Raw genomic sequence first — 25,213 nt, forward strand, 5'->3', positions numbered from 1 at the left:
GGCCACTTCCTGCCGATGGCCTTCGCCGACTGGTTCATCCGGAAGGAGATGGCGACCGAGGCGCAGACGCAGTCGGTGCTGCTGGTTGATGACTCGCCGTTCTTCCGCAACATGCTGGCGCCGGTCCTGAAGTCGGCCGGCTACAAGGTGCGCACGGCGGCTTCCGCCATCGAAGGCCTCGCGACGCTGCGCTCGGGGCATACGTTCGACATCGTCGTCACCGACATCGAGATGCCGGAGATGAACGGCTTCGAATTCGCCGAGGCGATCCGCNTCTGATCGCGGCGCTGAAGGAACAGATCGAGGAACGGGCTCGCGCCGACGCGGCCAAGCGTGCGGCGTGACGGCAAGGCTCAGGAGTAGCGTGCGATGAGCAGCAGCAAGATTGAAACAACCGACGGCGCAGTCGCCGAATACGTCACCGCCGTGATCGGCGGTCAGCTGTTCGGCCTGCCGATCTCGCGGGTGCAGGACGTGTTCATGCCGGAGCGGCTGACGCGGGTGCCGCTGTCCTCGGTCGAGATCGCCGGCGTGCTGAACCTGCGCGGCCGCATCGTCACCGTGATCGACATGCGGGCGCGGCTCGGCCTTGCCAGGGCCGACGACGGCAAGCCGCCGATGGCGGTCGGCGTCGACCTGCGCGGCGAGTCCTACGGCCTGCTGATCGATCAGATCGGCGAAGTGTTGCGGCTGCCTGAGGAAAGCCGGGAGGAAAATCCCGTCAACCTCGATCCGCGCATGGCGAAGCTCGCCGGCGGCGTGCACCGCCTCGATGGCCAGCTGATGGTCATCCTCGATGTCGATCGCGTACTCGAACTCGCTGCCGACAAGATGGCGGCCTAACGGCTGCCGGCGTAAGCCCGCCTACGCGAGACCGCGTCGGTGGATTGGACCCTGACTTCGAGAGGCTGATATGAGAACGTGTCTGGTAGTTGACGATTCGAGCGTCATTCGAAAAGTGGCGCGGCGCATTCTTGAGGGTCTGGATTTCCAGATCGTCGAAGCGGAAGACGGTGAGCAGGCGCTGGAGATCTGCAAGCGCGGCCTGCCGGACGCCGTCCTGCTCGACTGGAACATGCCGGTCATGGACGGCTATGAGTTCCTCGGCAATCTCCGCCGCATGCCCGGCGGCGACGCGCCCAAGGTGGTGTTCTGCACGACCGAGAACGATGTTGCGCATATCGCGCGGGCGCTGCATGCAGGTGCCAACGAGTACATCATGAAGCCGTTCGACAAGGACATCGTGACGGCGAAATTCCAGGAAGTCGGGCTGATCTGAACTCCGCCGGTTCGGATAGCCCGTGCTTGCCCGGGCTTGCCGACATCCTGTGCCTCTGTCCTGTTGGTGAACTATGAGCGTCGCGTTGGCCAGTTCTTCGATTCCAAGTTCGACCAGACAGGAACCTCTCCGGGTGATGGTCGTGGACGACTCCGTCGTCATCCGCGGCATGATCTCGCGTTGGATCGCGTCTGAGCCCGACATGGTCGTGGCGGCATCGCTCCGCACCGGCCTCGAGGCCGTGAACCAGATCGATCGGGTCAATCCCGATGTCGCCGTGCTCGACATCGAGATGCCTGAGCTGGATGGCATCGCCGCTCTGCCGAAGCTGCTTGCGAAGAAGAAGAACCTGGCTGTGATCATGGCGTCGACGCTCACCCGTCGCAATGCCGAGATCAGCTTCAAGGCGCTGTCGCTCGGCGCTGCCGACTATATTCCGAAGCCCGAGAGCACGCGCGAGGCGTCGGCGGCGGACAATTTCCACCACGACCTGATTCAGAAGATCCGCAACCTCGGCGCCAAAGCGCGTCGCTCTGCGCCTGCGTCCTACGCGCCGGCGGCCGCGCCTCACGTTCAGCCCCAGGCACTCCGCCCGCTCGTTGCGCCGGTTCCGGTGCCGGCCGCGCCGCCCGCGCCGGCCCAGCTCGCGCGCCGGTCCTTCAGCACGCAGATGCCGAAAGTATTGCTGATCGGTTCGTCGACCGGAGGTCCGCAGGCCCTGATGTCCGTCGTCACCGAGCTCGGCGCCGTCATCGACCGCTTCCCGGTACTGATCACGCAGCATATGCCGCCGACCTTCACCACCATTCTCGCCGAACATCTGGCGCGTTCCAGCCGCCGGCCGGCCCACGAGGCGATCGATGGCGAAGTCATCAAGCCGGGCCAGATCTATCTCGCTCCGGGCGGACGCCATATGCGCGTCGCCCGTCACGGGACTGACGCCGTCATCGCGCTCGACAATGGCCCGCCGGTGAATTTCTGCAAACCCGCGGTCGATCCTCTGTTTACCTCCGCCGTGGACGTCTGGCAGGGCGGCACGCTGGCGGTGATCCTGACCGGTATGGGGTCCGACGGCATGCGCGGCGGCAAGGACATCGTCGCGGCCGGTGGCAGCGTCATTGCGCAGGACGAGGCCAGCAGTGTCGTCTGGGGCATGCCGGGCGCGGCTGCCAATGCCGGCATTTGCGCTGCCATCCTTCCCTTGAACCAGATCGCGCCGAAGCTGGTGCGTCTGTTTGCAGGAGACCGTTCGTGACCCCCCTGGACTATGAGTTCTTGCGTAAGCTCCTGAAGGATCGGTCCGGTCTCGACCTCTCGGCGGACAAGCAGTACCTGGTGGAAAGCCGGCTGCTGCCGCTGGCACGCCGGGCCAATCTGGCCGGCATCCCCGAGCTGGTCCAGAAGCTGAGAAGCGGCGGTGATCAGCTTACGACCCAGGTGGTCGAGGCCATGACCACCAACGAGACCTTTTTCTTCCGCGACAAGATCCCGTTCGACCATCTGCGCGACTATGTGCTACCGGCGCTGATCCAGGCGCGCGCCAGCCGCCGCAGCTTGCGGATCTGGTCCGCGGCCTGCTCGACCGGCCAGGAACCGTATTCGATCGCGATGGGCCTGCGTGAGTACGGCGCAGCGCTGGCCGGCTGGCGCATCGAGATCGTCGCCACCGATCTGTCGCAGGAGGTGCTGGAGAAATCGAAGGCGGGCCTGTACAGCCAGTTCGAAGTGCAGCGTGGCCTGCCGATCCAGCTGCTGGTGAAGTACTTCACGCAGCTGGGCGAGCTCTGGCAGCTGAGCGCCGACATCCGCGGCATGGTTCAGCATCGCCAGCTCAATCTGCTGCAGGACTTTTCACATCTCGGCAAGTTCGACGTGATCTTCTGCCGCAACGTGCTGATCTACTTCGATCAGGAGACCAAGTCCGCGATCTTCGAGCGGATGTCCAAGATGCTGGAGGCCGATGGCACGCTGTTCCTCGGCGCCGCGGAGTCGGTTGTCGGCATCACCGATGCATTCCGGCCCAACCAGGAACGGCGCGGTCTGTATCAGATCAATCCTGTCCGCAGCCCGCGCGGCGGAGCGGCGCTGCTGCCGGGGCTCAAGGTCGTGGCGGCGCGCTGAGCCTGCCCGTGTCTTGAGCGACAGCTCTCGGACGCGGGCCATCCTGCGTCATTTTGGCAAGCGAAACGCCCCAATTGCCGAATTCTTCCGGACGCGCTGGAACTTTTGAGGTTCCGGCGCGTCTACTCACGCCCAGGTGCGGGCCTGTGCGTGGTCGGATGACGGCGGGGGATCTAATGAAAACGAGTGTGCGTCCTCGGATTGTGACGCGGGATCTGCCAGTCATTGCGAAATCGCCGACCGGGATCGATGGCCTCGATGAGGTCACTTTCGGCGGCCTGCCGCAGGGACGGCCGACCCTTTTGTGTGGCGCCGCCGGCTGTGGCAAGACGCTGTTCGCCATGACTTTTCTCTACAATGGCGCGGTTGCCTTCAATGAGCCGGGCGTCTTCATCGCGTTCGAGGAGCAGCCCGAGGACCTGATCAAGAATGTCGGCTCGTTGAGCTACGATATCGAGCGGCTGATCGAGCAGAACAAGATCGTCGTCGACCATATCCATCTCGACCGCAACGAGATCGAGGAGGCCGGCGATTATGATCTGGATGGCCTGTTCATCCGCATCGGATTTGCCATCGATTCCATCGGCGCCAAGCGCGTCGTGATCGACACCATCGAGACGCTGTTCGGCGGTCTCGACAATCAGGCCGTGTTGCGCTCCGAGCTGCGCCGGCTGTTCGAATGGCTGAAGAGCAAGGGCGTCACCGCCATCATCACTGGCGAGCGCGGCGACGGCACCCTGACCCGCTACGGGCTCGAAGAATATGTCGCCGATTGCGTGATCCTGCTCGACAACCGCGTGCACGATCAGCTGTCCACGCGCCGGCTGCGTGTCGTGAAGTATCGCGGCACGGCGCACGGCACCAACGAATATCCGTTTATCATCGACCAGGAAGGCATCACAGTGATGCCGATCACCTCGTCGGGACTGGCCCATGACGCCTGGACCGAACGGGTGTCGACCGGGATCGCCGATCTCGACGACATGCTCGAGGGGCAGGGCTACTATAAGGGCTCGAGCATTCTGGTCTCGGGCATGGCCGGCTCGGGAAAGTCGACCGTGTCGGCGCATTTTGCCAACTCGATCTGCCAGGCCGGACAGTGCTGCATCTATTTCGCGCTGGAGGAATCGCCGCAGCAGATCGTGCGCAACATGCGATCCGTCGGTCTGGATCTGCAGCAATGGGTGGATCGCGGGCTGCTGCGGTTTTCGGCGCGGCGTCCCAATCTCTATGGGCTGGAGACGCATCTGGCCTCGATGCATCGCGAAGTGAAGGAGTTCGATCCGGCGGCTGTCGTGGTCGATCCGATCTCCGCGCTGATGGGCGCCGGCGTCGCCGGCGACGTGCATTCGATGACTCTGCGGCTGATCGATTTTCTCAAATCGCGTGGCGTCACGGCGCTGTTCACCAATCTCGGCGCAGGCAGCGCCGAGACGGCGACCACGGAGATGCAGATCTCGTCGCTCACCGATACCTGGCTGCTGCTCTATAATCGCGAGACCAATGGCGAGCATAATCGTCAGCTCTATCTGTTGAAATCGCGCGGCATGGCGCATTCCAACCAGGTTCGCGAGTTCCTGATGAGCGCCGGGGGCATTTCCCTGCGCGAGGTCTATGTCGGTCCCGATGGCGTGCTGACGGGATCGGCGCGCCTGGCGCAGGAGGCTAAAGATCGCGCCGATCGCCTGCTGCGCACACAGGAGGTCGAGCGCCGCACCCGGGAGATCGTGCGTCGCCGTCGTGAGATCGCGGCGCAGATCGAAACATTGCAGGCGCAGCTTGCGAGCGAGGAGGGGGAGATGGAGCTTCTGAACCTGGAAGGCAGCGCCCGCGAGGATCAACGCGCGGCCGATCGCATCGCCTTGGCTCAGAGCCGTGCGTCGCGACGGGCGGCGAGCTCGTCGTCGAAGCTGATGACGTCAGGCAAATGACGGCCGCGCCGATGGAACAGGATGGCTACAATCTCCGGCTCTATGTCGCGGGCCAGACGCCGAAATCGCTGGCCGCGCTCGCCAACCTCAAGAAGCTCTGCGAGACCCATCTGCCCGGCCGCTATACGATCGAGGTCATCGACCTGATGAAGGACCCGGCCTTGGCGCAGCGCGACCAGATCGTCGCGATCCCGACGCTGATCCGCCAATTGCCGGAGCCGCTCAAGCGCATCATCGGTGATCTTTCCAACGCGGAGAAGGTCCTGGTCGGTCTGGACATCGCCCCGAGCTGAACGGAGGACGCGTGGCATCAAACGACGCGATGCAGGCGGCACGGCCGCGCAACGAGGCGGAGGAGACGGTCGAGGCCATTCACCGCGGCAATGTCGATGCCGTGGTGGTGCAGGGCCCGAGCGGACCTCAGGTCATCATGCTGCAGGGCGCGGATGCCCCCTACCATGTCCTGGTCGAGCGGATGAGCGATGGCGCCCTGACGCTCGATGCGGACGGCTGCATCGTCTATGTCAATTCGCGGCTCTGCGCCCTGACCGGACTTGGCGCGCAGGAACTGGTCGGGCGCAGCTTCGCGTCACTGTTTATCGGATCCGTGCCGCAGCAGCGCGCCGATGACACGGCGAGCGACGCGCAGCTGCGCCGGGCCGATGGCGGCGATCTGCCGGTGTCGGTCTGGATGCGGCAGATGGCGATGGGGGGCGTGGTCGCCACGCTTGTGACCCTGACGGACATGTCGATCCAGCGCCGGGCCGAGGAGGTCGCCACGGCCGAGCGCTTCGCGCGCTCGATCCTGGAGCAGGCGACCGACGCCATCGTCGTGCTGGCGCTCGATGGGCGGATCACCCATGCAAGCTGGGTGGCCGAGCAGCTCGCAGGGCGATCCCCCGTCGGACATATGTTCTCGGAGGCATTCGCGCTCGACGCCGCAAGCGCCAGTCAGCAAGGTACGTTGGCGCGGTTCTCGCGTGAAAGTCTCGATCAGGCGCTGGCGACCAAGCCGTTTCACGGCGTCGAGGTCCGGCTGCGCGATCCGCGGATGTCCGGCCGTTCCTTCCTGCTCTCGGCCGGGCCGCTGGTGAACGATGCCAAGGATGCTGTCGGCTCGATTGTGACCTTGACCGATATCACCGAGCGCAAGCGCGCCGAGGAGCAGCAAACGATGCTGGTCGCGGAGCTCAATCACCGGGTCAAGAACATCCTCGCCATCGTGCAGTCGGTGGCCGGACAGACATTGCGCACCGCCCCCTCGCTTCCGGCCTTCAACAAGGCATTTTCCGGACGCATTCAGGCGGTGTCGATCGCGCATGACATCCTAACCCAGACGCGCTGGATCGGCATCGGCTTCAACGAGCTGCTGACGACGGTGCTGGCGCCCTATGGCGTCGGGGAGGGCCGTATTGTCATCGAGGGGCCGCCGGTGCTGCTCGAGGCCCGGCTGGTGCTGCCGCTCTCGATGGTGCTGCACGAGCTCGCAACCAATGCCTCGAAATATGGCGCGCTGTCTGCGCCGCTCGGCCAAGTCACGATCTCATGGCGCCTGCGCGATGATCGGCAACGGCTCGAACTGATCTGGCTTGAGCGCGGCGGTCCCCTGGTGGAAGGAGGTGGATCGCGCGGCTTCGGCACTACGCTGATCGATCGGGTCGTGCGCTTCGATCTCGATGGTGACGCCGTGCTGGCATTCGAGCCCGAAGGAATTCGCTGCAAGCTGATCTTTGCCCTGACGGCTGAGACGACACCGGAACATCTGCCGGCATCGGCTGTGCAGCCAGACTAGATCCGGAGAAGCGGAAACCGGTTTCCGAAACGGTCATGATCTAATTGGTGGAGCTGCGCAGGAAGGTCGCCTCGCACATCGCGCGCAACGCGCGCTCGTCGAAGGGTTTGGCGAGCCGGGGCAGGTCTCGGAACTCCGGCGGAAACAGGGTGGCGTCGTCATAGCCCGAGGTGATGATGATCTTCAGCCCGAGCGCAATGAGTTGCGGCAGAATGGCAAAGATCTGCTCACCGCGCAGGTTGACGTCGAGCAGCGCGCCATCGAGGTCGCCGTGCCCGGCCCGGCGCAGAACCTCGGCGACGCGAGAGACCGGGCCGACGACCTCGCAGCCGAATCCCTGCAGCACGGTTTCGAGCTCGAGCGCGATCAGTCCTTCGTCCTCGGCGACCAGGATTCGCAGGCCTTCGAGCTGAGATGTGTCCGTTGCCATGGCCTCCATCCGGTCGCAACCGCGTCCAGGAGTTCCGATCCTCTTTCTATCTAACCATCCGGAGCGGAGTGTCGAGCCGTTTTCGATCCGGCTCGTTAACGGACTACAGAATCGCGTGCGGCAAAAAGCGTGAGCGATTTCCTGTGATCGGGGTCACATCCTCGCGGATGGAGAGGCCGCACGGTGCATGCGCCACCAGCCAGCTGCCGACGACCGGGAACACGCCGCCGAAATCCGGCAGCGGCGCGAGCGCCTGACGGATGAAGCCTTCGGCCCCGTAGGGCCCTTCTTGTTCTGATACCGCAATGCCCTCGGCGACGAGGCTGACATTGGCGCCTTCGCGCGAATAGATCGGCTTGCGCACGAAGCTCGGGCCGAGACTGGCGGCCTTTGGATCATCCTCGAAATAGGCCGGCAGCAGGTTGGGGTGGCCTTCGAACATCTGCCAGAGCAGCGGCAGAATGCCCTTGTTGGAGAGAACGGCCTTCCACGGCGGTTCGACCCATTGCGTCAGCGCGATCGCCAGTTTCGCGCCGAAGGCATCCTGAAACATCCACTCCCACGGATAGAGCTTGAAGGCGAGCGCAATGTCCTTGTTGTCGAGATCGACGAAGCCGCCGGCCTCACGCCAGCCGATGTCGGCCATGTCAAGGATGGTTGTCGACAGGCCGGCTTGCGTCGCCGTGTCGGCGAGATAGGCCAGTGTGGCGGCATCCTCGGCTGCGTCGGTGAGTCCTGCCAGATGCAGCGGGCGTCCTTTGCCAATCAGGCGCCAGCGTTCGATCAGCCGCTCATGGATTGAATTGTACTGATCCGCGCGTCCCGGAAGGATGCGCCGTTCGATCGCCTGTTCGAGCCAGGTCCATTGGAACACGGCCGCCTCGAAGATCGACGTTGGCGTGTCGGAATTATATTCGAGCAGCTTCGCCGGCGCGCGGCCGCCCTGGAAACTGAGATCGAGGCGGCCATAGAGGCTGTCGTCCTTTCGCTTCCAGCTCGAAGCCAGCAGCGGCCAGAAGCGGTCCGGGATTTTCAGCCGGCGCAGCAGCACCTCGTCTTTCACCACGCGGCTGACGAGTTCGAGGCACATCTGCTCAATCTCGCCGGTCGGCTCCTCGATGCCGAGCTCGATCTCGGCCAGCGTAAACGCGTAGTAGGCGCGCTCGTCCCAGTAGCGCTCGCCGTCGAGCTCGTGGAAGTCGAACCCGCATCGCGCCGCCGTCTCCCGCCAATCGTCGCGCTCGGGGCAGGGAATGCGCTGCATGGCAATCAGCCGCGGTGATGCGTAGGCACGCCGTGCAGCCGACACGATGTCAGCAGGCATGTCGAGCGCAAGGCGACCGCAGCGATGGCTGCGGTCCCCATCAGCCCCGGCGCCCAACGGCGCCGACCAGTTATCGGGGCGATCCCGATCAGCGGGTAGTCGCGTTTGTTATGATTTTGAGTCTGTGTCAAAGATCCGGATCCAACTCACAACGTAAACGCGGTGTTTTCGCGGCGTCATCGCGACCGCGATCAGCCGCCATGTCCGAAGCCGAAGGCGTGGGCGAAGCCGCCGAAGCCGCCGCGCGAGACGTGGGCGGAGGAGGCGTCGGCGACATGGGTCGAACTGCTGCTTCTGGACTCGTTGTCGCTGCTGGCGAAGCCCCAGCGTCCGGAGCCGCTGCCGCCACTGCTGCCGCCGCCGGAGCGGCGGGTCGTGCATTCGGTGCTCTGCGGCTGTCCGGCCACGGCCGGATCCTGCTGCGGGCAGTTCTGCTGGCGCGGCATCAGCGCATAGGCGGTGCCGCCGACCGCGAGCGTGCCCATCACGAGCAGCGCCACATGGCCGGAGCGCTTCACCGGCGGTGTGGCGGGCGGCGGCGGCAGCGGCCTGCGCTTGCCGAATTCGATGCGTTGCTCGGCCATGGTCAGATGATCATCGAGGCGGCGTTGAGCGCGCCGGCCGAGAGCGAGGCGAGGCCGAGCCAGATGGCCGAGGCCAGCTCACCGGCGACGATGCGGTTGGCGAGGTCCGGCACCGGGATGCGGACGAGATAATACACGATCACCTGGACGATCAGCGCGACCAGCGCCCAGATCAGGCAGTCCAGCACATTGGCCGAATGCGCGATGGCGCTGACCAGCGGCAAAGTGAAGCCGAGCAGGCTTAGGCCGAGCGAGATCGCTGCCGAGGGATGATTGTCCCGGATCAGCTGGAACTCATTGTAGGGTGTGACGCGCGTATAAATGAAAAGGTATGCCGTCACCGCAAACAGGGCGGTGCAGAAATACACCAGGAACGCCGGCAGGCCGGCGAGCGATTGCAGGATCATGATCAGGCCCGAGGCGGAAAGCTTTCATCTGTCGCGGCGCCAGCATGTCCGGTTCGACGTGAACAAAGTCTATGCGCTGTTGGCCTGATTCAGCATCTGCAGCACGGAATCCCCGGTCTTGCGGGTGTGCGCGCTGAGCGCCAGCGCGAAGCCCTGGGCGTCGCGGGCGCGCAGCAGCGCCATGAAAGCCTCGTGTTCGCGCAGCGACTCGTCCCAGCGGCGCGCGTCGTAATTGGCGACCGCGCGGGCGCGGAACACGCTCGCATGCAGCGTGCTCCAGATGTTGAGCAGCACGCTGTTGCCGGCGAGCCTGGTGATCTCGAGGTGGATCTGCTGGTTGAGCCGGAAATAGGCGGCGCGCTCGGCGGCGCCGTGCAGCGCCACCAGCTCGTCATGCATCGCGTCCAGCCTGGCGATCTCATCCGCCGTGGCGCGCGCGGCCGCCGCGCGGCCGGCGGCAGCGTCGAGCGCGACCATCACGTCGAAGATCTCGGCGATCTCGCCGGCATCGATCGGCGTCACCACCGGTGTGCGATGGGGCCGCAGCGCGATCAGACCTTCGGCGGCGAGGATCTTGAACGCCTCACGCAGCGGCGTACGCGAGACGCCGAACGTCTCGCACAGCATGCGCTCCGGCAATGGCGCTCCGGCCGCGAGCTCGCCGTCGATGATCATCTCGCGGACCTTGGCGACGAGCTGATCGTGCAGCGACAGCCGCGCCAGCGGCCGGGTCGACTGGTCGGAGGACAGCTTCAGCCGCGTCGGCTTGAAGCGCGTTTTCAGTCTGGGCCGGGTTGCCGAAGGGGTCATGACAGAAGCTGCGGCTCTGCTGCGAGGTGCCTGAGATTCGGGCGGAACGCCCTCGGATCAGGCAGATCCAGAAATTCTGATGTAGAATTACATATTGATTTCATTGTAAAAAATCAACATTGCATATCGCATCCAATTGGCACGTCGCTTGCTGATTGGGGGCAGAGACCTGATCCGATCGACCTGCCCTGGAGATGGACGTGACCCGCTTTCTGCTCCCCATTCTGACCCTGCTCATGCTCGCGCTGCCCGCGCCGAGCTTCGCCGAGGACGCACCGAAGATCAAACTCGGCTACGCCAAATGCGCGCATTGCACGCCGATGTCGCTGACGCCGCAATTCGCGGAGGGCGTCGCCATCGATGCGGTCGGCTTCAACACCGGCACCGATGCGCTGACCGCTTTGGTGTCGAAGAACATCGACGTCGCGCAGGTGACCTATCTGCATTACGCCATCGCGCTCGATAAGGGCTTCGATGTCGTCGCCATCTCCGGCCAGGTCAATGGCGGCTCGGCGATCCTGCTCGGCAACGACCTCGATGTCGCGCAGGGCGACTGGGGCGCGCTGAAGGCGCTGATTGCCAAGTACAAGGCCGACGGCAAGCCGTTCCGCGTCGCCGCCTCGCGCGGCAATGCGCAGGACATCCACATGCGTGGCGCCTTCGCCAAGCAGGGCATCGACATCAACAAGGATGTGCAGTTCGTCAACATCCCCAATCCGTCCGACCATCTGCAGGCGCTGCGCCGCGGCGAGGTCGAGCTGATCTGCACCGTCGAGCCGTTCGCCACCCAGATCATGCAGGCCAAGGCCGCAAAATTCTTCGGCTTCCCCTATGACCAGGCCGCCGGCAAGCTGACCAACCTGATCCTGACCCGCTCTGACGTGATCGCCTCCAACCCGAAGGGGCTCGAAGGCGTGGTGCGCGCGGTGGTGAAGGTCGATGCGCATATCGCGGCCGACAAGCCGGCGCTGATCGAGGTCATCTCCAAGGTCACCGGCCTCGACAAGGCGATCGCGACCGGTGCCGTCGAGAACCTCGATCCCGATCCGAAGATGTACCGTTCCTCCGCGCTCGCCATCGCCGCGATGATGCGCGATCTCAAATACATCAACTCGGATGTCACGGCCGCGGTCGAGAAGAACCTCGACTACCGCTTCCTGGAAGCGGCGACCGGCAAGCCGAAGACCGAGCTCGGCTACTGAGATGATAGCGCTCGCCCAGCTCAAGAAGCTCGACCGCGCCATTGTCCCGCTGCTTGTGCTCGCTGGCTGGGAGGCGTTCTCGCGCTCTGGCGCGCTGCCGGCGGCGCTGCTGCCGGCACCGTCGACGGTGGTGTGGGCGTGGGCGGACTGGCTGGTCGGCACCGACGGCAACACCCAGACCTACAGCGGCCATTGGGTCGCCGACATGCTGGCGAGCCTGTCGCGCGTCGCCGCCGGCTTTGCCATCGCCACCGTGCTCGGCGTGGCGCTCGGCGTCGCCATCGGCTGGTCGCGCAGGATCGAGATCGTGATCGAGCCGACACTGCAGATGCTCAGGCCGATCCCGCCGGTGTCGTGGATCCCGCTCGCCATCATCTGGTTCGGCATCGCCAACAAGCCGGCGATCTTCTTGGTGTTTCTCGGCGCGTTCTTCCCGATCCTGCTCAATACCATCCATGGCGTGAAGAGCTGCGACCGCAACCTCATCCGTGCCGGCGCCATGGTCGGCGGCAGCGAGCGCAAGCTATTGCGCTACATCGTCGTGCCCGCGGCGATGCCCAGCATCTTCGCAGGTCTGCGCATCGGCATCGGCTCGGCCTGGATGCTGACGGTGACGGCCGAGATGGTCGCGGTGAAGAGCGGGCTCGGCTACGTGCTGTGGGACAGCTATTATTTCCTGCGCTACGATCTGGTGCTGGCGGCGATGGCCAGCATCGGTCTGCTCGGCTTCTGCAGCGACCTGTCGATCCGGCTCGTGATGGCGCGCGTGCTGCACTGGCAGCGCAACACCACCTTGCGCGGCGGAGAGTAGCCATGGCCACGATCGACATTTCGAACGTCTCCAAGATCTTCACCGACAAGAAGCGCAACGCCGATGTCACTGCGCTCGCCGACATCAATCTCTCCATCGCGCGCAACGAATTCGTCTGCCTGCTCGGCCCGTCCGGCTGCGGAAAGTCGACCCTGCTCAACATGATTGCCGGTTTCGAGCAGCCGAGCGCAGGCCACGTCACCGTCGACGGTCGGATCGTCACCGCGCCCGGCGCCGATCGCGGCGTTGTGTTCCAGCACGCCAATCTGATGCCGTGGCTGCCGGTGTGGGAGAACGTCGCCTTTCATCTCCTGCTCGGCGGCGGCCAGAAGGCCGAGCGCCGCGCGCGGGCGCAGGTCTATATCGACATGGTCGGCCTCACCGGCTTCGAGAACCATTACCCGTCCGAACTGTCCGGCGGCATGAACCAGCGCGTCGGCATTGCGCGGGCGCTGCTGATGAACCCTCAAGTGATTCTGATGGACGAGCCGTTCGGCGCGCTCGATGAGCAGACCCGCATGGACATGCAGAATGAGCTCGTGCGGATCTGGCAGCAGCACCAGGGCACGATCGTGTTCGTCACCCATGGCATCGACGAGGCGCTGACCTTGGGCACCCAGATCGCCGTCATGAGCGCGCGCCCCGGGCGGATCGCGGAGATCATCCCGATCGACCTGCCGCGGCCGCGGGATATCACGAGCCCGCAGTTCAACGCGCTGAAGCGGCACATTCTCGCGCTGCTGCGCGGGGAGCGGGTGGAGCAGGAGAGGGCTCCGGCATGATGCGCGGCTTGCTTGATCTTGAAGAGCTTCGCAATGGACAAGCATGGTCGAACCGAAGCGCGGGTCCGTTGGCGGCACATGCTGTCTCGACGACGGCGGTGTACCCTCTCCTCTTGCGGCAGAGGGTGGTTTCTCACGAAGTGAGAAACCGGGTGAGGGGTCTTGCTCCGCGATCTCATTTGTCGAGGCAGACCCCTCACCCAACCGAGTCTGCTGCACGCGCAGGCATGCCCTTTCCCGCAAGGGGAGAGGGCGCATCAACGCGCGGCTCGCCCGCTGCTGCTGCTGTGGAATTGCCGTTAGTCACGCCGGCTCTGGTCGTGCGAAGAGGGCTCAACCATCCATGACCAAACGCACCCTTCTCGGCATGCTGACGCCGTCGTCGAACACGGCGCTGGAGCCGATCACCTCGGCGATGGTCGCCGGCCTGCCGAACGTGTCGGCGCATTTCTCGCGCTTCAAGGTGACCGAGATCGCGCTGTCGAGCGATGCGCTGGCGCAGTTCGACACATCGAACATTCTGCGCGCGGCGGAATTGCTCGCGCACGCCAAGGTCGATGTCATCGCCTGGAACGGCACGTCCTCCGGCTGGCTCGGTTTCGAGACCGACGTGAAGCTGTGCGAGCAGATCACCGCGGCGACCGGCATCCCCGCGACCACCTCGATGCTGGCCTTGAACGAGATCCTGGCGGCCTCGAAGGCCACGACGCTCGGCCTGGTCACACCCTACCGCGACGATGTGCAGGCCCGCATCATCGCCAACTATGCCAAGCTCGGCATCGCCTGCCGCGGCGACCGGCATCTCAACCTGCAGGACAATTTCTCCTTCGCGGAGGTGACGCCGGCGGAGATCGAGACCATGATCCGCGAGGTCGCCCGCGAGACGCCGGATGCGATCGCGGTGGTCTGCACCAACATGCGGGCCGCGCCGCTCGTGGCGCGCCTCGAGCTGGAGACGGGCATTCCGATTCTCGACACCATCGCCACCGTGGTATGGAAATCGTTGAAACTGGCGGGCGTCGACACTCGGGGCGCCAGCGAGTGGGGATCGCTGTTTCAGAAATTCGCCTGAGCATTTGGGAGAGCGCGTCACATGGCTGCATTCGACACCGTCATCCGCAACGGCACCGTCGCCACCGCGAGCGACACGTTCAAGGCCGATGTCGCCATCCGGCAGGGCCGCATCGCCGCGATCGGTGAGGCCATTACCGATGCCGACGAGATCGTCGACGCGTCGGGCCTGCTGGTGCTGCCCGGCGGCATCGACAGCCACGTCCATATCAGCCAGCCGTCCGGCCCCGGCATCGTGATGGCCGACGATTTCGAAAGCGCGACACGCGCCGCCGCGTTCGGCGGCAACACCTTCGTCATGCCCTATTGCCTGCAGGAGAAGGGCCAGCCGTTGCGCGCGGCGCTCAAGGACTATCACGCGCTGGCCGAGCAGGCCTGCTACGTCGACCATTCCTTTCACCTCATCATCGCCGACCCCTCGGATTCCGTGCTCGGCCAGGAATTGCCGGCGCTGGTTGCCGATGGCTATTCGTCGCTGAAGATCTTCATGACCTATCAGGATCTCGCGCTGAGCGATTACGAGATCCTCGGCGTGCTGCAGGTCGCGCGCGAAACCGGCGCGCTGGTGCAGATCCATGCCGAGAACTACGATGCCATCCGCTTTCTCACCGACCGCCTGGAGCGTGCCGGCAAGATCGCGCCCTATTATCACGGCAAGTCGCGGCCGATTGCGGTCGAGCGCGAAGCCACCCATCGCGCCATCTCGCTGGCCGAGCTGATCGATGTGCCGATCGTCATCGTCCATGTCTCCAACCGCGAGGCGATGGAGGAGATCCGCCGTGCGCAGACGCGCGGCCTGAAGATCCACGGCGAGACCTGCCCGCAATATCTGGTGCTGACCGAGGAGGACATGCAGGGCCTCAACATGGAAGGCGCCAAATATGTCTGCTCGCCGCCGCCGCGCGACAAAGCGAGCCAGGAGGCGTGCTGGGAGGGGCTGCAGCAGGGCGTGTTCTCGCTGTTCTCCAGTGATCACTGCCCGTTCCGCTATGACGACGAGGCCGGCAAGCTGACGCCGAAGGGCCGCACCAGCTTCCGCTGGGTGCCGAACGGCATCCCCGGCGTCGAGACTCGGCTGCCGATCCTGTTCTCGGAAGGTGTCGGCAAAGGCCGCATCAGCCTGAACCAGTTCGTGGCGTTCACCGCGACCAACCACGCCAAGACCTATGGCCTGAAAGGCAAAGGCTCCATCGCGATCGGCTACGATGCCGACATCGCGCTATGGGACCCGAACAAGACCGCGAAGATCAGCCAGTCCGGCCTGCACCACGGCTCCGACTACACGCCCTATGAGGGCATCGAGATCACCGGCTGGCCGGTCGCCACGATGCTGCGCGGCAAGTTCGTCGTGCGCGACGGCCAACTCGTCGGCGCCAAGGGCAGTGGCCGCTACGTCACCCGCGGCAAGCCGGGCGCGGTGGCCTGAGGCACGTTCCCTCCATGCGTCATCGCGAGCGCAGCGACGCGATCCAGAGTCGCGGATGGGACTCTGGATGGCTTCGTCGCTTCGCTCCTCGCAATGACGACGTCGCAGCATCGCTCCGGGCGAGCTCTCACCGTCATGGTGCGCCATAGGTCCCGTGATCGACGCTCCAAAACAGACTCGTCATGCGCGGGCTCGACCCGCGCGTCCATCAAGTGGGCAGATTGTTCTCGCGAAGGGATGGATTGCCGGGTCAAGCCCGGCAATGACGACGGAGAGAACAGTGCCCATCCTCCCCTGAAGGGGACCTTCCTGGGGAGGGTGATCATCGCGTCAGTCGCACCACCACTCTCCCGCACTGCAGCGCCACCCCGAGCTACCGCCGCCATCCCGTTCCTGTTCCAGATGTGTCGAACCATTGTTACAACTGGAAGACATAATCCTTGTCAGACAAGGAGTGCCGCCATGCCCGCGCTTGCATTTTCCAACAATGATATTGCCGTGGTCGCCTGGACATTCGATCGCCGCCTTGACGGCTGTCTCGGCTTTGCCATTCACCGCATCGACCTCGCGGACAACAGCGACACTGTGCTGCCGGCGCTCGCGCGCTTTGCCGGGCAGACCGCCGACAAGCTCAAGACCGACCAGGCCCCGGTGCAGAAATTCTGGTGGAAGGACCTGTTTGCCAAGCGCGGCGGCACCTACAAATATCGCATCGTGCCGATGGGCGGAACACCCGGCCAGACCCTGACGCCGCTCGCCGCCGTCGACGCGCTGGAGAGCAACGCAGTCACGCTGACGCCGGAACGGCCGCCGTTCCACGTCTATTTCAACCGCGGCATCACCGCGACCCAGGCCCTCACCCACGCGCTGAACGATCACCCCAGCGTGCCGGCGCTGGCGCCGCACATTCTCGATCCCAACGACCCCATTCGCATCCGGCTGATGGGCCAGCTGCAGGACGGCCTGACCTCGCTGTTGAAGCGCGCGGATGCCGGTGGCGGCACCATTCATGCCGCGCTCTATGAGTTGAACGATCCCAACGGCCTCGAGACGCAGCTGCATCAGAACCCGGCGAGCCGCACGGTCATTCTCGGCAACGAGCAGGGCAAGGACACCGACGACGCCGATGCCGAGAACCGCGCCAATCTGAAGGCCGCCGGCGTCACCGTGATCGACCGTATCCTCGGCAAAGGCAGCATCCCGCACAACAAGTTCATGGTGCTGACCGAGAGCGGCAAGCCGACCGCTGTGCTCTCCGGATCGACCAACTGGACCTCGACCGGCCTGTGCACCCAGACCAACAACGCGCTGGTGGTGGAGAGCCCCGAGCTGGCCGAGCGCTATCTCGGCTATTGGAATGCGCTCAAGGCCGACGTCGACGCCGCCGATGGCGACAAGGCGGCGCTGCAGTCGCAGACCTTGCGCGACTTCGCCCATGCCAACAATGCCGACGCGATTCAAACGCCGATCGATCTCGGTCATGGTGTCACCATCGAGCCGATGTTCTCGCCCAACACGCCAGGCAAGCTCGGCAAGACCCCGAAGACGCCGAACGATATGGGCCGTGTGTTCGAGCTGATGCGGTCAGCCAAGCACGCCGTGCTGTTTCTCGCCTTCGATCCCGGCAACAATTCGATCCTCGACGTCGCCGGTCAACTGCTCAAGGACAAGCCGGACCTGTTCGTGCGCGGCGCGTTGACCAGCCCGGTGCGCGCCACCAATTTCTCCGCCGCGCTGCATTCCGGCGGCCATTCCGAGAGCGGCGGCGAGGATGATGGCGGCAGCGACGCGCCCGAGGTGAAGGTGGTCGGCGAATCCGGCACGCCGAAGAAACAGGGCGCCAAGGGCAGCATCGATTTCCGCGGCGTCCCGGCCGGCGCGGTGCAGGACGCGTTCGGTAAGTGGGAGAAAGAGCTCGCCAAATACGGCTTCGCCATCATCCACAACAAGATCGTGGTGATCGATCCGTTCAGCGACGATTGCGTCGTGGTGACCGGCTCGCACAATCTCGGCTTCCGCGCTTCCCACAACAACGACGAGAACATGCTGATCATCCGCGGCCATCGCGGTCTCGCCGAGGCCTATGCTTGTCACGTCCTCGACCTCTACGACCATTACGCCTGGCGCTTCCTGCTGAAGGAGCACCCCGACATCTTCGGCAAGCCGCTGCAGGGTGATGACAGCTGGCAGGACCGCTACATCAAGGGCGATCAGGAGAAGTCGCCGGAGCTGCGCTTCTGGCTGTCGGCAGCGGGTGGCGGCGGGGCGGCCGAAACGCCACCGACGCCGAAGAAGCCCGCCAAGCCAACCGGCACCACCAAGCCGGCCAAGACATCGGCTGTGACGACGAAGCCTGCGAAGGCGTCGACCAAGCCGACCAAGAAGGCCCAAAAGAAGACAGCCGCTGCAGCCAAGACCTCGGCCGGCCGCAAGACAACCACGACAAAGAAGGTCGCGAAGAAAGCGTCGAAAACGGCAAGCCAGCGTGCCGCCTCAGCGAAGAAGGCGAAGGCCAAGGCGACCAAGACGGCGGCGAAGCGTCCGGCAAAGAAGACCGCGACCAAGACCGCCAGGCGAGCCAAGACGAGCGCCAAGAGGAAAGGGCGCTGAGCGTCGCGCCCGCGCTGAACCGCCGCCGCGCAGACGAGGCCATGGGATCGTGATGCGAGTCCGCGGGATCGCATCATGATCTCGTCTCTTGCCCGAAGCGGATCGCGGGCCACGATCGTCCCAGTCCCTAGAGCATGATCGGAAAAAGTGGAAACCTGTTCTCCGAAAAGACCATGCTCTAGCCATCTTGAAGCGGGCTCAATAGGCCGTCCATCCGCCGTCCGTCGCGTAGAACGCGCCGGTCAGGTTCGACGCCTCGGGCGACAGCAGGAACAGCATCACCGCGACCTGCTCCCACACGGTGGCCGGGCGATGTTTGGGATCCGCATAACTGAGGATGGAGTTCGTCTTCAACCGTCCCATGCCGCTGTCGGCCGGCGCCCGCTGCGCCTTCGCGGCGACGGCCTGCGCCGCCCGCGCGATCATCGGCGTGTCCGTCGCCGCCATGTTGACGGAGTTGATGCGAATGCCGTGCGGCGCGTAGTCGACCGCGGCGTTGGCGGTCAATCCGTTGACCGCGTGCTTGCTGGCGACATAGGCCGGATTGCCGGCCAGTCCGGTCAGGCCGGCGATCGAGGCGACGTTGACGATGGCCCCGCCGCGCTTCTGCGCCACCATCTGCCGCAACTCGGCCCGCATGGCGCGGAACACGCCGGTGGCGTTGGTGGCCAGCACATTGTCCCAATAGGCATCGGAGGCCTCATGGAGCGGCGCGAACAGCAGGTCCTTCTGCTTGTCATAGTCGAACGCCTCGCCGGAAAACACGCCGTCCATGACGCCGGCATTGTTGATGGCGAAATCCAGCCCGCCGAATTTTTCGACCGCCCGCTTGACCATCAGGTCGCAGGAATCGCCCTTGGCGACATCGCCGACGAGAAATTCGATGGCGCCGCCCTCGCGCTGGATCGCGGCCGCCGTCTCGCGCGCCAGGTCCGGCAGCCAGTCGATCCCGACGATGTTGGCTCCCTCACGCGAGGCCCGCAGCGCCGCGGCGCGGCCCATGCCGCGGGCGAATCCGGTGATGGCGATCGTGCGTGACTTGAAGCGATCCCGTATGAAGTAGTTCGGATCGACCGGGCTGATCGCCAGATTGGCCGGGCCTGCGGGCTCCGCCGCCTCGGCGCTTCCCGGAAGCAGCTGCGCCAGCGGAATCGTCACCGCCCCCGAACCCAGGCTCTGCAACATGCTGCGGCGATCCATCGACATCTCCCTTTTCAGAAGCTGATCCGGGCCAGCGACATCGCGCTGAACCAGGGACGGGTGGTGCCGGCAACGGCCTGGCTGACGCCGGACAGCGGCACGGTCAGCGCCAGGCCCGACTGGAACATCACGTTGCGGCTCATGAAATACTTCACCGTCAGATTGACCTCGTAGCCGAGCAGATGTCCGGCCAGCGTCGAGGTGGTGCCGCCGATGTTGTTGAGCTGCTGCGCCTGGAACAGCCAGGCCTGCGGCACGAGCTCCCATTGCGGTGCCGGCCGCAGGATCGCCTGCAGGCGATGGGCGATCAAATTGGTGTCCTGAAACAGCTTGTAGTGGTTCAGCCCCTGCACCCATTCCTCGCCGGTGCCGCCCGACAGCAGCGGATCCCAGCGCTCATAGGTCCGCGTCGCCGGATTGTCGCCGCTGAAGCCGGACAGCCGATAGCTCAAAGTGGGGCGCCACAGCGCCTCGTTGAAGGTGTAGCCCGCCTCGACATAGCCGCCCCAGGCGCGCATCGGAAAGGCGTTGCGGTCGTTCCACTGCAACGCCAGCTCCGTCTTCGCATACGGACCGGAGGCGCCGATGGCGGGTGTCCAATAATAGCGAACGTCGGCGACCTGCAGTCCCTGGCGCGTGCCTTGCGCTGTCGTCGTGTACCAGCCGTAGTCCGAGCGCGGCACGGTCAGATAGGTCAGTCCGAGCTGATGCGGCGTGCCCAGGCCCGTCTCGAGATTCGCGCCGGCGATGACGGTGTGGGTATCGATCGCCGCCAGCTCGTCGGGAGCGAGGCGGAAGGCCTCGAACTTCGTGGTGTTGTAGCGCGCCTGCGCCAGGAACAGACTGTCGGCCGCCCAGCGCGGATTGAGCTGCAGGGCGGCGCGGTCAAAACCGTTGGCGGCGGTGATCCTGATCAGCATGCCGTCGGCGATCTGGAACGGCTGCCGGCCGCCGGACAGGTTGATCACCAGCCGCGAGCCGTCGTCGCCCGTGATCCCCGTGACGATGCCCGCATAGGCGTCCTCGATCGCGCCATGGCGGCGCGGGCCGGTGACGAACAGGTCGGTCCCGACCGAGCCGCTCGCCAGATAAGAGAGGCTGCCATAGGCGTAGACATTGTTGCCGATCGGCCCGATGCCCTGCAGCCCGCCCTCCAGCGCGGCTTCGCCGAACGACGACCAGCCGGCGCCGGCCGGTCCCTTGGCGAGCGGATTGGCGCCGACGAAGGCCTGCGGCCGGCCGTACCAGGCATCGTGATTGGCGTAGCCGAGCGTCGCGGCCGTCAGCTTGAGCTTCAGCAGGCTGTCGTCGCCTTGAAGAAGATAGGGGAAATCGACGCGGCCCGGATCCGCCTGCGGCCGGTCGCCGACGACGACGCTGACCTCGACCGCAACACCGCCGGTGTTGCCGTCGACATAGTTGACCGACGCCGAGGCCACGCCGGGGATACGCTTCACCTTGCCGAGCCCGAAATCGACCATCAGGTCGTGCAGCTGCGACCCCGGATACACATTGAGCGCCCGGCGGACACGATCCTCGAACGCGACCCGCTGCGGCCCGCTCGGCACCGCTCCCGACAGCGCCAGACGCACAACCTCGATTGGCCGGTTCTCGAACGTCGGCCCCAGTGCCTGGGCGTTGGCGGCAGAAACGGCGAGCGGCGAGAACAGCCACGCTGCGAGGGACAGACCGAGGCTTCCGCGCGAGCGGAAACGCTTTCCATACGGCATGGCTCTGACACCAGCTCAGTGCGTGGTCCGATGATCGGCGTCGCAAAGGTAGCGCGATTGATCCGGATCAACCAGAGAGAAATTGGTTGCGGGTCACCCTCCCGGTGCGCCGCCCTGTCGCAGGCGCGCCCCGCAGGCTGATAGGCGAGCTTGGGTAACGCCCCGCCGTCGCACAGCAGCGGCCGAGTTGATAGTTTTATGCAGCGTCACCGTAATCTGCGTAATCCGGTGCTCAGCAGATGTGAAACGGGCTCAATAGGCCGTCCACCGCTATCCAGGAAACCGCGCGGAGCGGCGGGCGAGCTGATAGTGTCATGCAGGATCAACGGAGCTGGCCCGGTTCTATCCCTACAGCAGACATCCCCCGCGCCGGACGAAAGGTCCGCGTTGGGCCAATTCCGGTCATTGTGCTCGCTGCATCAATTTGGCGTATGCCGCGGCTGGAAACGGTGCCCCATACTCCCGCTCAAAGTTCGCGTCGCTCATACATGCCCGCAACTTCCTGAGAGCTGTGACAAACGGCGACACAATATCCTGCCGTGCGCCTTCAAACCTGAAGACAGAAGGCTCAGGGACCAAGACGCTGCGCTTGCGATCGGGCCAGAGATTTATTCTGAGGACAGCCTGCGACGATTCCGCCGCGGCTTGCAGGCATAACTCACACTCCGGAGCGCCTATCAGAAGGCGAAATTTTTCATCAATGAATCCGTCGTGCAAAACGCGGATCGCATCACAGAGTTGTTCTAGAAAAGGATAAACACTCGTGGTGACGTCTTCCTCGAATTGCTGCGAGCCCGACGAGAATCGCAGCTTCATCCACCTACTCTTGGGAGGCGAGATCTCGACTTGAAGGTTATCTGCCATGGCGGAAATCCTTTGGAAAGCAATACGAGTATCGCTACGCTACAGCGGAGCCTGCCATCCCGAATATCCGATGGCAAATGACCGCTTCGGGTCATAACCAGCCGTTTGGTCTTTGACTGTAAAGCGTCAGCTCTGGCCCAGACAGCCGACCTTTCCCGCTGGAATGCCAAACGCCGCATGGCCACCTGCTGACCTGAGGGCACCGTCCTCGGCAGAGCCGAAACTTGCAGCAGCTCGCTGCGATCCAAGGCGCGCGATGAGGACCGCATGAGCCGGACGCGGCTAGCGCCGCGAGGCGAGGGTTGGGCCCGTCGTCCATGTTGGATCGGCGGGACCGCTCTGCAGCGTCGCTCGCCTTTCGGCGATGGCATGATGGAATAGTTCGAGGACCAGACCGAAAGCGGCCAGATCCTCCTGTTCGATGACTCCATCGTCGTAGGATTTGAGGGTCTCGCCGATGATCGCGTCGACTTCGCGCTGTCGTGTCAGCAGATCGTCTTCCGACCCGGCATTGCGCACCTCCGACACGGCCGCGAGAATGCGATTGCGACAGCTGTTGTCGTCGTCCGGTTCGTCCCGGTTCAGAAAGCGACGCAGCCAGGCGGCTGCCGAACCGATGCCGGACAGAACAAGCAGGGCGAACCAGAAGTAGTCGCTGTACTTGTCCAGAAAGGTTCGCTCCGTGCCGTTGATCACCGCCGCGGCGCCCCGATGCACGGAGGGTTCAGTCTCCTTCTCCGTGTCGGGCTTCATGATGTGGGACGCGCCGGCGACGCCTTGCGTGATCGTGTCGCGGACAGCGAACAGCTGCCGATAGAAAGCTGCCGCCTTGGCTTCGGACAGTTCCTTCCTGGCCAGGATCAGGTGGTTGACGCTGATCGTGTCGACCTTGTCCTCTGGCCAGGCCGGTCGCGCGTTGAAGACGCTGGCCGGAATTTCCTCGGCCTCGTAGCGCGCGTGCTTCAGAGCAATGGCCTCAGATGCTTCGATCGGAAGAAAGGTAGGAGCGCCACGCACTCGGGCAGTCGCGGCGATGGCGTCCGCCGTGATTTTGCTGTCAAGCGGACCAACGGCGAGATACGCATCCAGGGTCGGGTCCTGCGCAAGCTTTTCGATCTCGTCCGTCCCGAATTGAGCCGTGGTCACCTTGTCCGGCGGCACGCCGGAGCCTTCCAGAATGGTTCGGAGAACGGCGACGTTTGCTCCGGTCCTCCCGATGATGCCGACCTTGCGACCCGTCAGATGCGCGATGTCTCCGATCTTGCCGCTCGCCTTCTTCTTGGTCTCGTTGCTGCGTCGCCCGGAGGGCGACCACAGGACGACGTAATTCTTCCGCAGAATGGCCAATGTTTGCGCGTCGGGCGGCATGCCGAGGTCGCCGCGGCCGACCGCCAGATCGGTTTTGTCGGCGGACAGCAGGGCGAGCGACTCAGCCGCTCCCCCGGTCGTGAGCGGGGAGAGCCTGACTGTCCTGCTTTCCTCGCTGAAGGCGTCGGCCATCGCCTGGACCACCTGATAGTCGTCGCTCCCTGCCGGTCCAACGGCGATCCGCAGGGTCTCGGGCTGTAAGACGTAGAAGAGGGCGGCCGCAGCGGCGCCAAAGGCAACAAATCCCAGCGCCAACACGATGAGCAACCTTCGTTGACGACCATCGTGAGCGCTCCTGACTGGATCGGACGGTGACATCAGTGGGACCCCCTGACAACAGAGCATGGTGCGCTAGAAGTGTGCCGGGAACCTGGGCGAACTGGTTTCTGTCCGAAATGTTCCGCCGCGCCCACAGAGAGTCCACGAAAGGCGGTCAGCTTTGCGAAGGGACAGTGGTGAGGCCGCCGGGGTCCGCTTCCGGCGAGAGCAGTCTTGTTGTCCCTTGATGGCCGATTTCCAGGTCGGGATTACGGTGACGCCGGCAGGGTTGTGAAGACGGATATCGTCGGCGATCGCCGCGATGCTCTCGACCGCGCGCGGCGTGAAGCGAAGCTTCATGGATCGAAGCGGCGAAACGCGGCCTCGATCTCGGTGTCCGTCGCGAACCGGCGCTGCTTGGCCTGTGCAAGGCTCTCCAGCACATCCGGCAGATGCGAGGGGGCAATCTCTTCCGGCTGGCTCTCATCGCCGGCAAGGTCCAGCATTCCGCGCGCGATCTCATCTTGGGTCTCGGAGGGAAGGCGGCGTACGGCGCGCGAGCGCCTGATCGAGCAGTTTGGTCATGTCCGGCTCCTCGTGAAAGATATTGGCGCGTCGAGATGCATTTTCCAGAGGTGTCGAAGTATCTCATGTTGCGAATTGCCTCGCGAGCGCACGCGTTGTCGTCCGAATTGACGGTGCCCGCCCGCCGGATGAGCCGGTCTCAGCTTGCACGGGGTTGGAGCGATCGGTTGTGCCGCACCGGCCATCCGCGCGCTCGGAAGAACAGATCCGGCTTCGCCAAAATTCATCTTTCGTTTTTACAGAAATCGTGCTTTACTCCGCTGCGTCCCGCCCCAACGAGGGGACGCTTCGCGGTCGTCACGGACGTCGGGTGTGGGATGCGATGGGCGCTTTGGGGGCGCAGCATGGTTCGCCGTGCCGACGAACGATCTCCTGCGCACGGTGAAATCGCGTGGTCCTGGCCTCCCGGTGCTGAGGTCAAGCCTGTGGGCGTTGCTGATGAGCGGCCTGCGGGTGATGGGGGCAAGACAGCCGATCCCCAGGGAGAGCGCGTATAATTCGTAAGGCCATCGCGCAGGGAGGGCCGGGCGTTTTCGGCCAGACCTGTGGTGACTGCCGCCTGCTTTCTTTTCTGCAGGCGGGCCACGGGCGGTGTGCCGAGTATGAACGACAGCTTGGAGGTGGAAGT

Annotated in this window: 23 protein-coding genes and 1 pseudogene; 14 read left to right on the forward strand and 10 right to left on the reverse strand. The window is 64.6% G+C overall.

The features are described 5' to 3' along the window. From HL671_RS36950 to HL671_RS36985, 8 genes and pseudogenes are all read left to right on the forward strand, one after another. Window positions 1-344, forward strand: a pseudogene (locus tag HL671_RS36950) (response regulator); the annotation flags it as partial. Between the two features lie 25 nt (window positions 345-369). Beyond that, window positions 370-843 (forward strand): chemotaxis protein CheW, encoded by a 474-nt coding sequence (locus tag HL671_RS36955; protein WP_012046405.1) that lies wholly within the window; start codon window positions 370-372, stop codon window positions 841-843. Between the two features lie 70 nt (window positions 844-913). Next, the gene (locus tag HL671_RS36960) at window positions 914-1,279 is read left to right on the forward strand and encodes a response regulator (protein WP_006613312.1); all 366 of its coding nucleotides are present in this window, start codon (window positions 914-916) and stop codon (window positions 1,277-1,279) included. Window positions 1,280-1,352: 73 nt separating this feature from the next. After that, window positions 1,353-2,534 (forward strand): protein-glutamate methylesterase/protein-glutamine glutaminase, encoded by a 1,182-nt coding sequence (locus tag HL671_RS36965; RefSeq protein WP_172243915.1) that lies wholly within the window; start codon window positions 1,353-1,355, stop codon window positions 2,532-2,534. Continuing rightward, entirely contained in the window at window positions 2,531-3,400 is an 870-nt protein-coding gene (locus HL671_RS36970) for a CheR family methyltransferase (RefSeq protein WP_012046403.1), read from the forward strand. The genes HL671_RS36965 and HL671_RS36970 overlap by 4 nt, the downstream gene beginning before the upstream one ends. Window positions 3,401-3,576: 176 nt before the next feature. Then, window positions 3,577-5,331 (forward strand): circadian clock protein KaiC, encoded by a 1,755-nt coding sequence (kaiC, locus tag HL671_RS36975; protein ID WP_172243917.1) that lies wholly within the window; start codon window positions 3,577-3,579, stop codon window positions 5,329-5,331. After that, window positions 5,328-5,624 (forward strand): circadian clock KaiB family protein, encoded by a 297-nt coding sequence (locus HL671_RS36980; RefSeq protein ID WP_012046401.1) that lies wholly within the window; start codon window positions 5,328-5,330, stop codon window positions 5,622-5,624. The genes kaiC and HL671_RS36980 overlap by 4 nt, the downstream gene beginning before the upstream one ends. An 11-nt stretch (window positions 5,625-5,635) precedes the next feature. After that, window positions 5,636-7,123, forward strand: a complete 1,488-nt coding sequence (locus HL671_RS36985; protein ID WP_172243919.1) for an HWE histidine kinase domain-containing protein — start codon at window positions 5,636-5,638, stop codon at window positions 7,121-7,123. Window positions 7,124-7,163: 40 nt separating this feature from the next. Here HL671_RS36985 and HL671_RS36990 read toward each other — a convergent pair whose 3' ends face one another. The 5 genes from HL671_RS36990 to HL671_RS37010 form a co-directional block, all read right to left on the reverse strand. Further along, entirely contained in the window at window positions 7,164-7,553 is a 390-nt protein-coding gene (locus tag HL671_RS36990; RefSeq protein WP_012046399.1) for a response regulator, read from the reverse strand. 103 nt (window positions 7,554-7,656) lie between these two features. Beyond that, window positions 7,657-8,817: a glutathionylspermidine synthase family protein gene (locus tag HL671_RS36995; protein WP_172243949.1), complete on the reverse strand. Its 1,161-nt coding sequence runs from the start codon at window positions 8,815-8,817 to the stop codon at window positions 7,657-7,659. Between the two features lie 251 nt (window positions 8,818-9,068). After that, window positions 9,069-9,461, reverse strand: coding sequence for a hypothetical protein (locus HL671_RS37000; protein ID WP_012046397.1), 393 nt, complete (start codon window positions 9,459-9,461; stop codon window positions 9,069-9,071). Window positions 9,462-9,463: 2 nt separating this feature from the next. Further along, entirely contained in the window at window positions 9,464-9,868 is a 405-nt protein-coding gene (locus tag HL671_RS37005) for a DUF350 domain-containing protein (RefSeq protein ID WP_012046396.1), read from the reverse strand. A gap of 69 nt (window positions 9,869-9,937) precedes the next feature. Continuing rightward, complete coding sequence (locus tag HL671_RS37010; protein ID WP_172243921.1) at window positions 9,938-10,678, reverse strand: GntR family transcriptional regulator; 741 nt, start codon at window positions 10,676-10,678, stop codon at window positions 9,938-9,940. Window positions 10,679-10,872: 194 nt separating this feature from the next. On the opposite strand from HL671_RS37010, the gene HL671_RS37015 reads away from it, so the two are divergent. The 6 genes from HL671_RS37015 to HL671_RS37040 all read left to right on the forward strand — a co-directional run bounded on the left by HL671_RS37015 (window position 10,873) and on the right by HL671_RS37040 (window position 18,580). After that, entirely contained in the window at window positions 10,873-11,880 is a 1,008-nt protein-coding gene (locus tag HL671_RS37015) for an ABC transporter substrate-binding protein (protein WP_012046394.1), read from the forward strand. Between the two features lies 1 nt (window position 11,881). Continuing rightward, window positions 11,882-12,691, forward strand: a complete 810-nt coding sequence (locus HL671_RS37020; protein ID WP_172243923.1) for an ABC transporter permease — start codon at window positions 11,882-11,884, stop codon at window positions 12,689-12,691. Between the two features lie 2 nt (window positions 12,692-12,693). Beyond that, window positions 12,694-13,473: an ABC transporter ATP-binding protein gene (locus HL671_RS37025; protein ID WP_172243925.1), complete on the forward strand. Its 780-nt coding sequence runs from the start codon at window positions 12,694-12,696 to the stop codon at window positions 13,471-13,473. Window positions 13,474-13,816: 343 nt separating this feature from the next. After that, window positions 13,817-14,545, forward strand: coding sequence for a maleate cis-trans isomerase family protein (locus HL671_RS37030; protein ID WP_172243928.1), 729 nt, complete (start codon window positions 13,817-13,819; stop codon window positions 14,543-14,545). Window positions 14,546-14,566: 21 nt separating this feature from the next. Then, window positions 14,567-15,970 (forward strand): dihydropyrimidinase, encoded by a 1,404-nt coding sequence (gene hydA, locus HL671_RS37035; RefSeq protein ID WP_172243931.1) that lies wholly within the window; start codon window positions 14,567-14,569, stop codon window positions 15,968-15,970. Between the two features lie 462 nt (window positions 15,971-16,432). After that, window positions 16,433-18,580 carry a phospholipase D-like domain-containing protein gene (locus HL671_RS37040; protein ID WP_172243934.1) on the forward strand — a complete coding sequence of 716 codons (2,148 nt, stop codon included), beginning with the start codon at window positions 16,433-16,435 and terminating at the stop codon, window positions 18,578-18,580. A gap of 198 nt (window positions 18,581-18,778) precedes the next feature. Here HL671_RS37040 and HL671_RS37045 read toward each other — a convergent pair whose 3' ends face one another. The 5 genes from HL671_RS37045 to HL671_RS37065 form a co-directional block, all read right to left on the reverse strand. Beyond that, entirely contained in the window at window positions 18,779-19,780 is a 1,002-nt protein-coding gene (locus tag HL671_RS37045) for an SDR family NAD(P)-dependent oxidoreductase (protein ID WP_172243937.1), read from the reverse strand. Window positions 19,781-19,794: 14 nt separating this feature from the next. Then, complete coding sequence (locus tag HL671_RS37050) at window positions 19,795-21,510, reverse strand: alginate export family protein (protein WP_172243940.1); 1,716 nt, start codon at window positions 21,508-21,510, stop codon at window positions 19,795-19,797. A gap of 402 nt (window positions 21,511-21,912) precedes the next feature. Continuing rightward, window positions 21,913-22,326: a hypothetical protein gene (locus tag HL671_RS37055; protein ID WP_210264265.1), complete on the reverse strand. Its 414-nt coding sequence runs from the start codon at window positions 22,324-22,326 to the stop codon at window positions 21,913-21,915. Between the two features lie 330 nt (window positions 22,327-22,656). Continuing rightward, entirely contained in the window at window positions 22,657-24,060 is a 1,404-nt protein-coding gene (locus HL671_RS37060) for a TAXI family TRAP transporter solute-binding subunit (RefSeq protein ID WP_172243946.1), read from the reverse strand. Between the two features lie 296 nt (window positions 24,061-24,356). Continuing rightward, the gene (locus tag HL671_RS37065; protein WP_012046384.1) at window positions 24,357-24,506 is read right to left on the reverse strand and encodes a hypothetical protein; all 150 of its coding nucleotides are present in this window, start codon (window positions 24,504-24,506) and stop codon (window positions 24,357-24,359) included. Window positions 24,507-25,213 lie beyond the last annotated feature (707 nt).

Source organism: Bradyrhizobium denitrificans, from assembly GCF_013179005.1.
In the GTDB taxonomy this organism is placed as follows: domain Bacteria; phylum Pseudomonadota; class Alphaproteobacteria; order Rhizobiales; family Xanthobacteraceae; genus Bradyrhizobium; species Bradyrhizobium denitrificans.